This window comes from candidate division WOR-3 bacterium (genome assembly GCA_039803925.1).
Taxonomy (GTDB): domain Bacteria; phylum Hydrothermota; class Hydrothermia; order Hydrothermales; family JAJRUZ01; genus JBCNVI01.
The window spans coordinates 205521-220912 of record JBDRZL010000001.1; the positions used below are offsets into that span (position 1 = coordinate 205521).

The following is a 15392-nucleotide window of genomic DNA, read 5'->3' on the forward strand; positions in this document are numbered from 1 at the left end:
ATTTAATTTTTAGTTTAGAATCTTATTGTGAGAGGAACCCATACAGCTATAGGATTTCCGTTCTGGTCTTTTGCAGGTTCAAATATGTAACCCTTTGCAGCTTCAACAGCAGAATTATCAAGAAAATCATAACCACTACTCCTTGTAACCTTTACATCTTTTACTCTTCCGGCTTCATCAACAAGTACCCTTAAATACACAACTCCCCTTGCACCCAGCTTCTTTGCAATATCTGGATAACTGGGCTTTACCTCCTGTTTTACCACAGGCATAATAGTTGGAATAAGAGTTTGAGGCGGTGGGGTCTCTTCTATTTTTTCTTCTTTTGGTGCTTCACTTACTTCTTCTTTTTTCTCCTCAACTGGAGGAGCCTCTACTTTTTTTGCAGCTTCCTCTGCTATTCTTTTTTGTAAAAGTTCTTCAGCTGTTATCTCAGGTTGAGTAACTTTCACTGGTTTTGGCTCTTCAGGTATAGCTTTTAATTCTTCTTTTTCTATTTTTCTCTCAGAAATAGCCTCAGTTTCAGGCTTTGGCATTTCCCTTTTTATTTCAAAACTCACCCTTTCAGTTCTACTTGCTGAAGGAATCCATACAAGGTCAAGGTTAGAAATAAGAATACCGGAAGCATAGTTCTCTATATTCTTAATCCTGTTAGAAAATGCAAAGATTTCCTGAGGAACTATAAGGGGGGTGATAGGTAACTCTTTCTGAAGTATCATTTGCAGAGAGGATAGCATCTTTTTTGCATTTTTTCTATTTAAAGTCATCCTTGAAAGGTTTAAAAGAGAATCCACCTTTTTATTGCTATAACCCATAAAATTAAAAATTCCACCACTCTCCAATAAAGGACTTAGATCTACTTTTTCATTGAGAGGATAGGAAAGTATAAAAGCATCAAAATCTGAAGATATAAGTTTTGATACAAATTCAATAGGTGGAAGTGCAAGGAGATTAATTTTGACAAAGCCTGTGTTTTCCAGGTCACTTTTTATATTTTCAGCTAATTTCATATATAATTCCTGTGTGTTATCATACAAAATGTTAATCTGAAAAGGTTTTCTTTTTGTATATCCATATCTTGATAAAATAGAAACTACTTCATTAGAGTTTGATTTTTCTAAGTCTTTTAAGGTGCTATCATAAGCCCAGATTGAAGGAGGGATAATTGATTTTGCTTTAACAGCGTATCCTTTAAAAACACTATCAATTATATTATCAACATTTAATATACCTGATACAACTTTTCTGAATTCAAGGCTATTAAAAGGCTCTTTTTTTAAATTCCATCCTATAAAAATAACCCTGTTTGATTCATAATTCTTTATCTTTCCTTTATCAAAATCCTTTAACCCGTGTAGTATAACTTCAGGAATTAAAGAAAAACCAATATCAATTAGATCCATCTTCAATGCTTCGGCTACATCTTCTGGAGTATCATATATTTTAAAAACTATTCTATCTACAAAACCTGTTTTTTCAAAAAATTCATTAAACTTCTCAAGAACAAGTCTATCACCTTTTATGTAATCAACAACTTTATAAGGACCATTACCAATAGGTTTAATTGAAAATTCAGAATTTCTTACATCCGGAACATCCCTTAATATATGTTCAGGTAAAGGATATATTTCACAGTCAATTAATTGGGAAGAATAAGTATGAGTGAATTCAATTTTGAGTACATAATCAGAAATCTTTTCTATGTTCTTTACAAATCTGAAATTACCTTTTAATAAAGAATTTGAATTTGGAGAAGTTATCAGTTTATAGGCAAATATAAAATCTGAAGCAGTCACAGGTTTTCCATCATGCCATTTTGCATCCTTCCTTAGATAAAAAGTAATCGTTTTAAGATCTTCTGAAAATTCCCATTCTGAAGCTATACCGGGATATACTTTATTTTTCTCAACTCTTATAAGGGGATAGTAAATTAAATCAAAAATTGAATTATCCTGTCTTGTTGAAGGAAATGCGGGAATAAGTGATTCAAAATCCTGTGTAATACCAATCGCAAGAACACCGCCTTTTTCAGGGTTTTGGGGTAATTCTCTCCCTATCCTGATGCAGGAATACATTAATGTTGAAAAAACTAAAATTATCACACCTATTAAATTCCTCATTTTACACCTCCTTATTTACTCCTATATTTTAAAGCAAATATATTATAATTTGTAAAATTTAATGGATTAACAGGAAAACCTTCACTCCATATCTCAAAATGTAAATGTGGTCCTGTACTTTTACCTGTATTCCCGACCCTCCCTATTATTTCACCTTTTCTTACCCATTCTCCCTTTTTAACTTTTATCTCCATTAAGTGTCCATAAAAAGTCTTTATACCTCCACTGTGTTCTATCCACAGATAAAGTCCATAATTTTCATCAATTCCTTTTTCCTTAACTATTCCATCAAAAGGTGCTCTAACAGGTGTTCCAGATGAAGAAACTATATCAATACCAGGATGAAGAGGTGAATAAAAATTACTTATAATACCCTTCACAGGTAAATCAAAAGATAGGGCACTCCTTTTTGGTTCCTTATCTTTATTTTCAGATATTTCAGATTGCACAAAATCTAAGTTTTCCTTAATATTTTTTAATTCAGTTTTTAAAACTTCTTCAGGTTTTAAAAGATTTTCAAGCTTCTTTGAAAAAAGTATAAATTTTTCAAGTTTTGATTCAAGTTCTTTTATTTTTTTTTCTTGAATTTTTACTTTATTTGCTTCATATTCAAGCATTTTCATCTTTACAAAATTTCCAAGCATCCATAAAGAAAAAAATGTTATTGAACTTAAAACAACTAAAATAAATATTGATAAAACTTTTAAAAATTTTATTAAAGAGGGAGATAAATAAAAGTCTTTAACTTGAGAAGCACCGTCAGGTATTATTTTTAAAAAAACCCCTTTTTCTTTTTTATTCAAGTGAAGGAGGCTCCTCAATTATAGCTTTTAAAAGAGCATATGTTTCTTTTAAATCTTTCAACAAAATTAAAGAAGAAGGGGAATGTGTGTATCTTATTGGAATTGTTATTGCTATTGATGGAATCCCACCTCTTGCAGTTTGAATTGAGAAAGCATCTGTCACTCCCCAGCTCCCAGCATCCCTTTGAACCTTAATACCTCTTTTTTCAGCAAGTTTTTCAAGATAATTTACAAGTTTTAACGGAAAAACAGTTCTTAAATCCATAACCCTTATGCCTGCTCCTCCACCAAGTCTGAATGACCTTTCAGGTTCAGTATAAGTATCACCTGTAGTTGAAACATCGATAGTAAATACAAAATCAGCATTTAAGTAATCAGCAAAAACTCTTGCACCCCTCAAACCAAGTTCTTCTTGAACATTAAATACAAAATATATGTCCTGTTCTAAATTTTTTATATCCTTTATTAATTTTATTAATAAACTTACACCGGCTCTATTATCTAAATTCCTTGCTATCACTTTATCATCCTGCACTATAAAGTTAGAAGAAATAACAGCAGGTTCACCAACAGGAACAAGGTTTAAAGCTTCTTCTCTTGAAGAACAACCTATATCTATGATTATTTCCTCAAATCCTTTTATTTCCTCTTTTTTCCAGTTTTTACCACTAAAAATTCCTATCACACCATTTCTAAAAATTACTCTGTGGCCTGTGTAAAGATGCGGATAAACCCTTCCTAAGGGGGAACATTTTATAAATCCTCTTTTATCAGCATCCACACAGGCAATACCTATCTCATCAATATGAGCACTAAAAGCAAGAGAGGGTTTCCTTCCTTCATGATGAAAAATAAGGTTACCAAATCTATCTTCAATTAACTTTAAATTTTCATCTTTAATTAGTTCCTTTATTTTTTCCCTTACTTTTTCCTCAAATCCAGATGGACCAAAAGTTTCACACAATTCCTTTAAAATTTTCTCCATACATTTCCTCCAAAGTTTTTAAAAGAAGCTTTTTTGTATTGATTAAATCCTCTTCATATAAAAGTGAGGCTTTTGAATGAATATATCTGCATGGAACAGCTATTACACAAGATTTTACTCCTTTATTTGTCAAAGAAATAACTCCTGCATCCGTTGCTCCAGTTAAAGGTATTTTCCACTGAAATTTAATATTATTTTTAAAAGCTGCCTTTTCTATATATTTAATTAAAACTTCATCAACTATAAGAGATCTATCCATTTTTGTTATAACAGGTCCCCCTCCCATCTTCGGGTAATACTCCTCCTCTGGGTGATATGGTTCAAAAGCAAAAGTTCCTTCAAGAATAAAGGCAAGATCAATATTTTTTCTTTTTGAAGCAATCCTTGCACCCATAAGACCTGTTTCCTCCTGAGTTGTAAATATTAAAACAGAATCACAGGGTAAAGTATCATCAAGGATTAAAGAAAGAAGAATAGAACTACCTGCTCTATCATCAAAAGCTTTTCCCTTATAAACTCCTTTTCCAATTTCTTCAAATTTAGTCAAAAAAACACCTTCTTCACCTATATCTACTTTTCCTTTTGCTTCCTCTTTTGAGTAAACACCTATATCTATTACAAGTTTTTCATAGGTATATTCTATGCTGTTTTTTTTGTGTGGTGGAAGGCTCGAAATCACACCTTTAACACCATTTAAAAGTTCAACCTCAGTTCCTGGTAATATTTCAGCTTCAAGTCCTCCAAGAGGTTTAAATTTTAAAAAACCATCCTGGGTATAACCTGTAATTATAAAACCAACCTCATCAATATGAGCCAGAATCGCAATGTTTAAATCTGTTTTATTTTCTCCCTTTTTGTATACATAAATATTACCAAAAAAATCCTCTTCATAATTAATCCCTTTTTCCTCCAGTCTTTTTTTAATAAAATTTCTAACTTCTTCCTCTCTTCCAGGAGGCCCTTTTAATTCTGATAATTCTTTTAAATACTCAATCATCTATTTTTTAAAGTTTTTTTTAAAGAATCTATCTTATTTTTAAAGGGCTCAGGTAGATTACGCATCCTCTCGGTAAGTTTTATAATCTCTCTCAATTTTTGTGTATCACCTTTCAGATTATATAGGGTCAAAAAGTCCATTATTAAGAAGGGATCAGCAAATCTAAAACTCAAAGCTTTATTAAAATTCTCCTCTGCTTTATTTAAATCTTTAAGTCCCAAATAACTTTCACCAATCACCCTATAAATCTCAGGAGCCTGAGCTTCTTTTAAAATATCCTGAGCCTTCAATAAACCTTTTTCATATTCACCTTTCCTATTATAAAGATCAGCAAGAGTGAGTTTCACTGCAATCCAAGCTCTTTCCTCCTCAGGTTCACCTGATTTAACATCACCCTGGAAAAGTTCAGAAAATTCAAACTCTTTAATAGCCTTTTCAATTTCTCCAATACTCTGATAATAAAGACCAAGAACTATTGCAAGAGAACGATACTGACCAAGTAATCTATCATGAGTTAAATCCTTAAAAACACTTTCATCTTTTTTACCATCTTTCAATATCCCTCTGTATCTAAACCTATTATGTAAAAAGTCCTCTGTTTTACTAACATCCATACCTGTTCCAAATGGTGATGTAATTTCCTGTTTGAAAGGTGTAACTCTATAAACCATACCTTCAAGTAAAAGATAATCTTGAAAATCCCTGTAAGATTTTCTTTCACAGGTCATAGAAAAAAATAAAGGTGGTTTAGGCAATTTGTTTTTACCTTTTTCAATTACTTCCTTCATAAATTCTCTTCCATCCCATAAGAAAATTTCAGGTATTGAAACCCCTGTGGGTAATGTTCTTGTTTTCGTATTTTCATTAAATTCATAGCCAAATACACCAGCAATAATATCCCTTATCATTATATCTCTCACAAGAACAATATCTTTTTCTGTTCTGAAAGGAATAAGTTTTTTTATTTCATCCTCTGTAAAATGAATAGGAACTCCCCATCTCTTGAGCTGAATGTTATACCAGTCAGTATTTAAAAGAGAAAGGTTAGCAACAATAACACTCTTCTTATAACCAAATAAAATCTGTAAAGCCCATAGGGGAAATGTATCATTATCACCGTTTGTAAATACTATTCCACCATCATCAACACAGGAAAGTAAATTATAAGAGTAATCTTCAGCAATATAATTTTTACTTCTATCAACTTTATGATAGAAAGCACTTATCTGCCAGATTGGAATAAAAATTGAAAAGATAATAAAGATATATTTTAAATAAACACTGAATTTTTCTTTTAAATTTTCAAAAGAAAGTCTTATTATTTCAAAAAGTCCAAATCCAGCATAGAGACCAAAGAAAAAGTATCCAGGAATAAAAAAGTAATCCCTATCTCTAACCTCTGTAGGAATTGAGTTTAAAAGTTGTAAGAAACTTGGGTTATTTAAATCAAATATTGATAAAACTTCTCTTATTCTTTGAGAATATAAAAATTTGGGAAACTGCTTTATGAAATTTAGAAAATCTATTAGAGTTGAAGGGTAATTTAAATTTAATTGAACTATTAAACCAAGAGTTCCTATTATAAAAGCTCCACCAAAAAGAACAAAACTTTTCCAGTCAGAATATATATGCGAAATTATACCTATTATTCCAAGTATTACAATTAAGGGGATAAACTGCCAGGAAAAATAATAAAAAAATCCCCATATTTGATCTATAAAAGACCAGAATTGATTATAAACAGGAGTTGAAAAAAACTCACCTTGTCTTACATTACTTGTCCTTCTTGGATAAATATTCATAGGTTCGTATTGTTTCCTTGATAAAACATCCCAGAAAGATTGCCATGTTTTTGGTTCAACCTGATTTATTGGAGTATCAAATCTTGACCTTATCAAAAGATAAAATTCAGGTGTAACTCCAATAATTATAAAAATTAAAGCAAAACCCCTTGCATCAAGAAAGAGTTTTGTATATATGAAAGTTATAAGTAATAAAAAGATTGTGGAAACAAAAATTAAAATTTTCCACTGCTGAAATATTGAAACCAAGGACAAAATAAATAGAATAAAATAAATTATTTCAAAAGAATTAAAAAGAAATTTTTTATTATGCTTTTTCCATATGGAAGTATAAGAAAATAAAGAACCTGTAATTATAAAAAGAAGAAGAGCCTTCAAACTGAAAGGCTCATATGTTGCCCTTAAAGCTCCTGCAAGAAGCAAAAAAATCCCTATACTGGATAAAAATTCTATATTAAAAATTTCTTCTTTTTTGATAACTGCAATGAAAATAAGCAAAACAGGAATTATAATAAGAGAAAGTAAATGAATTCCAGAACTTAAAGATAATAAGTAAAAAGCTGTTATAATATACCTAAGGGAATCATTTTTATCTTTTTTCTCCCACCAGAGAAAAAGTAAATACACTGAAAGAGTAATAAATAAGGTTGAAGGAACATAAGTCTCAGCTTCTATTCCACTCCACCAGGTTGTAAAGGTAAAGGGTGCACATAAAGAACCCATAAAAGCTGAGAAATGCTTTAAAATATCAGGTAGCTTTTTAGAAACCCTGTTAAAGATTTTATATAAAAGTAAATAGCCAATTCCTGCTGAAAATGCTCCTGAAAGAATAGCAGCAAGAGTAATTTTCTGGACTACATTTAAAAAGGGTATAGGGAGCAGAGAAAAGAATCTCCCTACAATAACATAAAAAGGTGTTCCTGGAGGATGAGGTATTCCAAGAATCCAGGAAGTTGCCAAAAATTCACCCACATCCCAGAAAACAATTGTTGGAGCCGTTGTTTTAAGATAAATAACAAAAGTTATTATAAAAGATAAAGAGAAAAAAATTTTTTTTGTTAAATTTTTATTTTCCATAATGTTCCTCTACAAGGTTTTTATCTTCTTCTTCAATTACAGCATGTGCTGCTGATAATCTTGCAATAGGAACCCTAAAAGGTGAACAGGAAACATAAGTGAGACCTATTCTATGACAGAACTTCACTGACTCAGGGTCCCCTCCGTGTTCTCCGCAAATTCCTATTTTTAAATTTGGATTTGCTTTTTTACCTTTTTCAACTCCAATTTTCATAAACTCACCAACACCTTCTTGATCAAGAGTTTTAAAGGGATCATCTTTTAAAATTTTTTTATCAATATAATAGGGCAAAAACTTTCCTATATCATCTCTTGAAAAACCAAAAACTGTTTGTGTCAGATCATTGGTTCCAAAGGAGAAAAATTCAGCAACCTGTGCTATTTCATCTGCTGTTATACATGCTCTCGGTATTTCAATCATTGTTCCAACTTTGTAATCAATCTTGATACCTTCCTTTTCCATAACTTCCTTTGCAACCCTATCCACAGTTTCCTTCTGTAAAACTAACTCTTCTTTTATACCTACAAGTGGAATCATAACTTCAGGTATTGCTTTTATTCCTTCCTTTATTGCCTTAGCTGCTGCTTCAAAAATTGCCCTTGCTTGCATTTCAGTAATTTCTGGATAGGTTATACCAAGTCTACAACCCCTGTGACCAAGCATTGGGTTCATTTCCTTTAAACTTTCTGCAATCTTCTTTATTTCCTTAGCAGTTTTTCCAGTTCTTTTTGCTAATTTTCTTATTGACGCTTCATCTTTTGGTAAGAATTCATGTAAAGGAGGATCAAGCGTTCTAATAGTTACAGGATAACCGTCCATTTCCTTGAAAATTAAATAAAAATCCTCTCTCTGAAGAGGTAAAAGCTTTTCCAAAGCTCTTTTTCTCTCTTCTTCATTTTCAGCAAGGATCATTTCCTGCATTGTGTATATTCTTTCTCCTTCAAAAAACATATGCTCTGTTCTGCATAAACCTATACCCTCTGCTCCAAATTCCCTTGCCTTCCTTGCATCACGAGGAGTATCTGCATTTGCTCTTACTCCTAATCTTCTTATTTTATCTGCAAATTTTAAAAGCTCTTCAAGTTCAGGAAAAATTTCAGGTTCAATAAGATCAGCCTTTCCTTCATAGACTTTTCCAGTATTTCCATCAATGCTTATATAATCACCCTCTCTCAAAATTTTTCCATTAACTTCCATAAATTTACCTTTTTCATCAACATGAAGGGCTTCACAACCAACAACACATGGTTTTCCCATTCCCCTTGCTACAACTGCTGCATGTGAAGTCATACCTCCCCTTGCTGTCAAAATACCTTTTGCCCTAACCATCCCATGTATATCATCAGGAGAAGTTTCAACTCTTACAAGTATAACAGGTTCTCCTTTTTCAGCCATTTCCATTGCATCGTCGGCTGTAAAATAAATTTTTCCTACTGCTGCTCCCGGAGATGCGGGAAGTCCAACTGCAATTGCTGAATTTTTCTTTTCAAATTCAGGTGAAATTTGCGGATGTAAAAGCTTTTCAAGGTCTTCTGGTGAAACCCTTTTAAGAGCTGTTTTTTCATCAATTATTCCTTCTTTAACCATACTTACAGCAATCTTAACTTGAGCTCGTGGTGTTCTTTTTCCCACTCTTGTTTGAAGAAAGTAAACCTTACCTTTTTCAACTGTAAATTCCATATCCTGCATATCCTTATAATGTCTTTCAAGTTTTTCAAAAATTTCCACTAATTGATTATAAATTTCAGGTTTTCTATGTTTTAATTCTGAAAGTGGAAGAGGAGTCCTTATTCCTGCTACAACATCTTCACCCTGAGCATTAAACAAAAACTCACCAAAAACTTCCTTTTCTCCTGTTGAAGGGTTCCTTGAAAAAGCAACTCCTGTTCCTGAATCTTCACCCATATTTCCAAAAACCATTGCTTGAACATTACATGCAGTTCCCCAGTCATCGGGTATTTTGTATATTCTCCTGTATTCAATTGCTCTTTTATTATTCCATGACTCAAAAACTGCAATAATTGCTTTCCATAACTGATCATATGGATCCTGTGGAAAATCTATTTTTTTCTCCTCTTTTACAAGTTTTTTAAAGCTTTCTACAACTTCTTTCCAGTCCTCAGCTTTTAATTCATTATCATATTTAACATTTTTTTCTCTTTTTTTCTCCTCTATTATTTCCTCAAATTTTTTCCTGTCTATGCCTAAAACAATATCTGAAAACATCATAATAAACCTTCTATAGGAATCATAGGCAAACCTTTCATCTTTTGTTTTTTCTGCAAGTCCCTTTACCGTTTCATCGTTAAGACCAAGATTTAAAACTGTATCCATCATTCCTGGCATTGAAGCCCTTGCACCTGACCTCACAGAAACAAGAAGAGGATTCTCAGGGTCTCCAAATTTTTTTCCTGTTCTTTTTTCAAGAAGCCTTAAAGCATTCTCTACTTCTTCTTTTAAACCTTCAGGGAGTTTACCCTCTTTAAAGTAATATACACAGGCTTCAGTTGATATTGTAAATCCGGGCGGAACACTTATTCCTATTCTTGTCATTTCATGAAGATTTGCACCTTTTCCCCCCAAAAGGTCTTTCATCTGAGCATTTCCTTCTGCTTGATTATCTCCAAAAGAATAAACAAACTTTTTCATAAGTTAAATTAAATAATCCTTCGGAGTTGAACCGAATTTAATTTTTAAGAATTAATTTTAAAACGGTTTACTCTTTAAATTCAAATCTATTTTTTCCCTTATTCTTTGCTAAATAAAGTGCTTTATCTGCTCTTTTTATACATTCTTCAATATTCTCCTTTTCTTTACAGGAACTTATCCCTATTGATACAGTGACCCTCTCCCCTATTTCCTCTTGTGAACTTTCTCTTGTTTTATTCAATATATCCTCAGCAATTTTAATAACTTCATCTTTTTTAAAATCTGGTAAAATAATTAAAAATTCTTCTCCTCCCCATCTTATAACAAATCCCCTATCTTCTAACTCTCTTAATATCCTTGAAATAAAAACCAAAAGGCTGTCTCCTGTATCATGACCATAAATATCATTGAATCTTTTAAAGTTATCAATATCAATAAAAAGAATAAAAATTTCTTCTGCTTTTAAAAGAACTTCCTTTATCTTCTGATAGAAAGCTCTTCTTGTAAAAAGTCCAGTTAACTCATCCCTTAAAGCCATTTCTTCAAGTCTTAAAATTTTTTCTCTCTCCTCTTTTGCTATATAGTAAAGTCTTTTGCTTACATTTAAAATCTGTTTTGTGCTTTCATCAAGTGTTATTTCTTGAGTGGTAAAAATCAAGTTATAAATTCCAACTCCAATTTCGTCTCCAATTTTTAATCTTTCCCTTTTTATTCTCTGACCATTTAAAAATGTTCCATTTGTGCTACCAAGATCCTCTATAAAAATAGAATCTTCTTTTAAAAAAATTTTACAATGTTTTCTTGAAACAAGGGAATCATCAAGAACAAGGTCATTCTCTGGATTTCTGCCTATTAAAATCTCATTTTTTTTTATCGGAAAAATTTTTAAAATTTCTTCTCCTTTTTTAATAATCAGATTAAAGGACTTTCCCATTATATTGTTTTAAATAATTTCTACCCCTTTACAACTCCAAAAGGTTTTAATCTTGCAACCTTTTTTGAAATTCCTGCTCTATCAACAACATCCACCACAATATCAAGGTCTTTGTAAGCATCAGGAATTTCCTCTTCCATTGTATCTCTTGATGCTGCTCTTATTTTAACTCCAATTTTTAAAAGTTCAGCCTCTATATTCCTCCCTTTTGAAGCTCTTACTGCTGCTGCTCTTGAAAGAACTCTTCCTGCACCATGACAAGTTGAACCAAAGGATTTTTCCATCGCAGTTTTTGTTCCAACAAGTATATATGAACCCGTCCCCATACTTCCTGGAATTAAAACCGGTTGACCTATCTCTTTATAAACTTCTGGTATTTCAGGATGATGAGGAGGAAAAGCTCTTGTGGCTCCTTTTCTGTGTACCCAAACCCATCTTTCTTTTCCGTTTATAACATGTTTTTCTCTTTTTGCTATGTTATGGGCAACATCATAAACCATATGTATTCCAAGTTCTTCGGAACTTTTTCCAAAAACTTTCTCAAAACTTTCTCTTACCCAGTGTGCAATCATCTGTCTGTTACACCAAGCAAAATTTGCAGCAGCGGTCATCGCCTTAATATAATCCTTTGCTTCCTTCGAATTAATTGGAGCACAGGCAAGCTGTTTATCAGGAAGGTCAATATTATATTTCCTCATGGCATTTAACATTATTTTTATAAAATCATCAGCTATTTGATGACCGAACCCTCTTGAACCACAGTGAATCATTAAACATACCTGCCCTAAAAAAAGACCCATCTTTTTAGCAGACTCTTCATCAAAAATTTTTTCTACAACCTGAAGCTCAAGAAAGTGATTCCCTGAGCCAAGAGTTCCAAGTTGTGGCATACCCCTTTCTCTTGCTTTCTTTGAAACTGGCAAAGGATCCGCTCCAGGCATTGCTCCATATGATTCAGTTCTTTTTAAGTCTTCCTCTGTTCCAAATCCCTTTTTAACAGCCCATTTTGCTCCTAAAACCATTACATCCTCCAAATCTTTTTCACTTACTCTTAATTTACCCTTTGCTCCAACTCCTGAAGGTATATTGACGAAAAGAGCATCAAGTAATTTATCAAGATACGGTTCTACTTCTTCTTTTTTTAAATTTGTTCTTAATACTCTTACTCCGCAATTTATATCATAACCAACACCACCTGGTGAAATTACTCCTTCATTTTCGTCCATTGCAGCAACACCCCCTATTGGGAATCCATATCCCCAGTGAATATCAGGCATTGCAAGAGAAGCCTTTAAAATTCCGGGTAAGTGGGCTACATTTGCAACCTGTTCAGGAGCTTTATCCTGAACTATACTTTCCATTAGTTTTTTTGTAGCAAAAATAATTCCAGGAACCCTCATTCCAGGTTTGTAATTTTTGGGAATTTCAAATGTAACATCATCAATTTGATTTAAAGGTCCTTTCCAGACTTCTGACATTTTTTACCTCCTTTTTAATTATGGGATTAATTATAAAGCACTAACTTGAAATTTTTAAAAGAAAATCAATAAATTCTCTCTCTAAATTTTTATAATCTTTAAAAACTTTAATTTCAACTCCATTAATAACTTCCACAGGTTTTAGTTCTGTTGTTGTTCCTGTAAGAAAAACACCATCAGCATCAAATAAATCCCATAAATAAACTCTATTTTCAATAACTTTAAAACCTTTATTTTTTAAAAATTCAATAAACCTTTTTCTTGTCACACCTGGTAATATACCATTAAGCTTGGGAGTGAAAAATACTTGATTTTTAAAATAAAAAATGTTGGTTGATGAACCTTCTTTTATAGAGCCGTCCTCTTCAAAAAATAAGGCCTCATCATATCCCCTTTTCTTTGCCTGGAACTTTGCCATAACATTTGGTAATAAATTTATCGTTTTAATATCAGCCCTTTTCCATCTTATTTCAGGATAAAATATTATCTTAAATTTTTCAGGAATTTCAGGAATTTTTTGAGCAAAAATTAAATAATTGGGCTCTGGTTTTGCTTTAACAAAATGCTCTCTTTCTGTTGAACCACCTGTTACCTGAATATAAATTGAGCATTCATCACTTTTGAATTTTTTAGCAACCTTTAGACATATTTTTTTCCATTCATCCCTGTTTAATGGATTTTTAATCATAATCTCATTCAATCCTTTTTCCATTCTTTCCATATGGTCATCAAAACAAATTAAAACTTTTTTACTGTATTTTATAACCTCATAAACAGATTCACCGAAATTAAAACCTCTATCTTTTAAAAAATTATAATAATTTTTACTTTTTACAAATTTCCCATTATAAAAAATCAGCTCAGAACCCATATATGATTTACAGGAATTGAGCCTTTGCCTATTTCAAAAGAATATTTTATTGCTCCTTCAATAAATTTTTTGGCTCTTGAAATAGAATCAAAAGGTGAGAAACCAAGAGCAAGATTCGCTGCAATACTTGCAGAAAAAGTGCACCCGGCTCCATGAAATTTTTTTCCCTTTATAATTTTTTTCCCTTCAAGAAGCTCAAAATTTTTTCCGTCATATACAACATCAATAGCCTTATCACCAAAATGTCCCCCTTTTATAACCACATATTTTGGCCCCATACTTTTTAAGATTTCAGAAGCTTTTTTTGCATTTTCTATACTTTCTATTTTTATTCCTGTAAAATTTTCAGCTTCCCATCTGTTTGGTGTTAAAATAAGAGAAAGTGGAAAAAGCTTTTCAATTAAAGCATTTTTTGCATCTTCAAGAAGTAATCTATCTCCTGAACCTGCAAAAACAACAGGATCAAGTACATAATTTTTTAAATTAAAAAATTTTATTCTATCTGCAACAACTTCTATTATTTCCTTTGAATAAAGCATACCTGATTTAAAGGCTTTAATTTGAAAATCCCTTGCAACCATATCTATCTGATCTTTTACAATCTCAGGGTCAATACCCTGAATAGATTTAACCCCCTCTGTATTCTGTGAAGTTATAGCAGTGATAACTGAGAGTCCAAAAGTTTTATGAACAGCAAAGGTTTTTAAATCTGCCTGAATTCCTGCTCCACCACCACTATCACTACCTGCTATGGTAAGAACGACAGGATATTTATTCAAAACTTATTTCCTTTTCCTCTGTTATTATACCCTTATATAAAAAAGAAACCTGTCTTAATGCAGCATAAAAATCAAATTCATTTATTGCTGATATGGCATCCATAGGAACAATTACTTTATAACCATGTAAAGCAGCAGAACCAGCAGTATGTAAAACACAGATATTTGCAACAGTTCCTGTTACTATAACATTTTTTACATTATTTATCCTTAAAAGATGGTCAAGGGAGGTTCCAAAAAAGGCATCGTATCTAAGTTTCCTAATAACATAATCTCCTTTTTCAGGTTTTAACTCATCAATTATTTCAGAACCCCATGTTTCCTTAACAGCATGTTTTCCCCATATAGGGAATTCAATATCCTCTTCCTCATGATAATCCTGTGTATAAAAAATCTTAACTCTTTTATTTCTTGCTTTTTTTATTAAATTCTTTATAACAGGAATAGTTTTTTTTGCATCAGGAACAAAAAGAGCTCCTTTTTCATCCACAAAATCATTTTGCATATCAACAATAATTAAAGAAGTTTCATCAGACTTTAATAAAATACTCCTTTTTACCTCAATCTCAGGAACTAAAACTTCTTTAGTTCTCATATTTAAAATAAAATAGAGATAAAATATATAAGATAGGGATTTGAACCCTTTGATAAATCAAACAGATTTCAACTTATCCTTTATTGGCTTTAAAAATTCCTCCGCATTCTTTAAATAGGGATTAACTTTTAATGCTTTTTCTATAATTTTTTTTCTTTCCTCCTCTGTTTGAGCCTTTAAATATTTTTCTCTCAATTTTTTTATTTTCCATTTTCTGTGTTTTTTTCGATTTAATTCAGTTTCTTTTATTCTTCCTTTCATAGTATAAATTATAAAAAATTTTTTTCAAAAATTCAATATT

12 protein-coding genes are annotated in these 15392 nt (G+C 31.7%); all 12 read right to left on the reverse strand.

The window, feature by feature from the left end; genetic code table 11:
• Window positions 1-14: 14 nt before the first annotated feature.
• Window positions 15-2120, reverse strand: a complete 2106-nt coding sequence (locus tag ABIN17_00985) for a TonB family protein (GenBank protein ID MEO0283634.1) — start codon at window positions 2118-2120, stop codon at window positions 15-17.
• 11 nt (window positions 2121-2131) lie between these two features.
• Window positions 2132-2923: a M23 family metallopeptidase gene (locus ABIN17_00990; GenBank protein ID MEO0283635.1), complete on the reverse strand. Its 792-nt coding sequence runs from the start codon at window positions 2921-2923 to the stop codon at window positions 2132-2134.
• A complete protein-coding gene (locus ABIN17_00995; protein MEO0283636.1) occupies window positions 2916-3908 on the reverse strand; it encodes a M42 family metallopeptidase in 993 nt (330 codons plus the stop codon). Before ABIN17_00995 ends, ABIN17_00990 begins: the two co-directional genes overlap by 8 nt.
• Window positions 3880-4905: a M42 family peptidase gene (locus tag ABIN17_01000; protein ID MEO0283637.1), complete on the reverse strand. Its 1026-nt coding sequence runs from the start codon at window positions 4903-4905 to the stop codon at window positions 3880-3882. Before ABIN17_01000 ends, ABIN17_00995 begins: the two co-directional genes overlap by 29 nt.
• Window positions 4902-7784, reverse strand: coding sequence for a DUF2723 domain-containing protein (locus ABIN17_01005; GenBank protein ID MEO0283638.1), 2883 nt, complete (start codon window positions 7782-7784; stop codon window positions 4902-4904). Before ABIN17_01005 ends, ABIN17_01000 begins: the two co-directional genes overlap by 4 nt.
• Window positions 7774-10434, reverse strand: a complete 2661-nt coding sequence (ppdK, locus tag ABIN17_01010; GenBank protein MEO0283639.1) for a pyruvate, phosphate dikinase — start codon at window positions 10432-10434, stop codon at window positions 7774-7776. The genes ABIN17_01005 and ppdK overlap by 11 nt, the downstream gene beginning before the upstream one ends.
• Before the next feature lie 67 nt (window positions 10435-10501).
• Entirely contained in the window at window positions 10502-11368 is an 867-nt protein-coding gene (locus tag ABIN17_01015) for a GGDEF domain-containing protein (GenBank protein ID MEO0283640.1), read from the reverse strand.
• Window positions 11369-11388: 20 nt separating this feature from the next.
• The gene (locus tag ABIN17_01020; GenBank protein ID MEO0283641.1) at window positions 11389-12846 is read right to left on the reverse strand and encodes an RtcB family protein; all 1458 of its coding nucleotides are present in this window, start codon (window positions 12844-12846) and stop codon (window positions 11389-11391) included.
• A 40-nt stretch (window positions 12847-12886) separates the two neighbouring features.
• The gene (locus ABIN17_01025) at window positions 12887-13717 is read right to left on the reverse strand and encodes an aminotransferase class IV (GenBank protein MEO0283642.1); all 831 of its coding nucleotides are present in this window, start codon (window positions 13715-13717) and stop codon (window positions 12887-12889) included.
• On the reverse strand, window positions 13702-14496 hold the full coding sequence (thiD, locus tag ABIN17_01030) for a bifunctional hydroxymethylpyrimidine kinase/phosphomethylpyrimidine kinase (protein MEO0283643.1): 795 nt from the start codon (window positions 14494-14496) through the stop codon (window positions 13702-13704). The genes ABIN17_01025 and thiD overlap by 16 nt, the downstream gene beginning before the upstream one ends.
• Window positions 14489-15091, reverse strand: a complete 603-nt coding sequence (locus ABIN17_01035) for an isochorismatase family cysteine hydrolase (GenBank protein ID MEO0283644.1) — start codon at window positions 15089-15091, stop codon at window positions 14489-14491. The genes thiD and ABIN17_01035 overlap by 8 nt, the downstream gene beginning before the upstream one ends.
• 57 nt (window positions 15092-15148) lie before the next feature.
• Window positions 15149-15352 carry a DUF6800 family protein gene (locus tag ABIN17_01040; GenBank protein ID MEO0283645.1) on the reverse strand — a complete coding sequence of 68 codons (204 nt, stop codon included), beginning with the start codon at window positions 15350-15352 and terminating at the stop codon, window positions 15149-15151.
• Window positions 15353-15392 lie beyond the last annotated feature (40 nt).

Excerpts from the sequence above, each read along its gene's own strand:
- ABIN17_00985 (MEO0283634.1), bottom strand. The coding sequence starts at position 2,120 with ATGAGGAATTTAATAGGTGTGATAATTTTAGTTTTTTCAACATTAATG.
- ABIN17_00995 (MEO0283636.1), bottom strand. The coding sequence starts at position 3,908 with ATGGAGAAAATTTTAAAGGAATTGTGTGAAACTTTTGGTCCATCTGGA.
- ABIN17_01000 (MEO0283637.1), bottom strand. The coding sequence starts at position 4,905 with ATGATTGAGTATTTAAAAGAATTATCAGAATTAAAAGGGCCTCCTGGA.
- ABIN17_01005 (MEO0283638.1), bottom strand. The coding sequence starts at position 7,784 with ATGGAAAATAAAAATTTAACAAAAAAAATTTTTTTCTCTTTATCTTTT.
- ppdK (MEO0283639.1), bottom strand. The coding sequence starts at position 10,434 with ATGAAAAAGTTTGTTTATTCTTTTGGAGATAATCAAGCAGAAGGAAAT.
- ABIN17_01015 (MEO0283640.1), bottom strand. The coding sequence starts at position 11,368 with ATGGGAAAGTCCTTTAATCTGATTATTAAAAAAGGAGAAGAAATTTTA.
- ABIN17_01020 (MEO0283641.1), bottom strand. The coding sequence starts at position 12,846 with ATGTCAGAAGTCTGGAAAGGACCTTTAAATCAAATTGATGATGTTACA.
- ABIN17_01025 (MEO0283642.1), bottom strand. The coding sequence starts at position 13,717 with ATGGGTTCTGAGCTGATTTTTTATAATGGGAAATTTGTAAAAAGTAAA.
- ABIN17_01035 (MEO0283644.1), bottom strand. The coding sequence starts at position 15,091 with ATGAGAACTAAAGAAGTTTTAGTTCCTGAGATTGAGGTAAAAAGGAGT.
- ABIN17_01040 (MEO0283645.1), bottom strand. The coding sequence starts at position 15,352 with ATGAAAGGAAGAATAAAAGAAACTGAATTAAATCGAAAAAAACACAGA.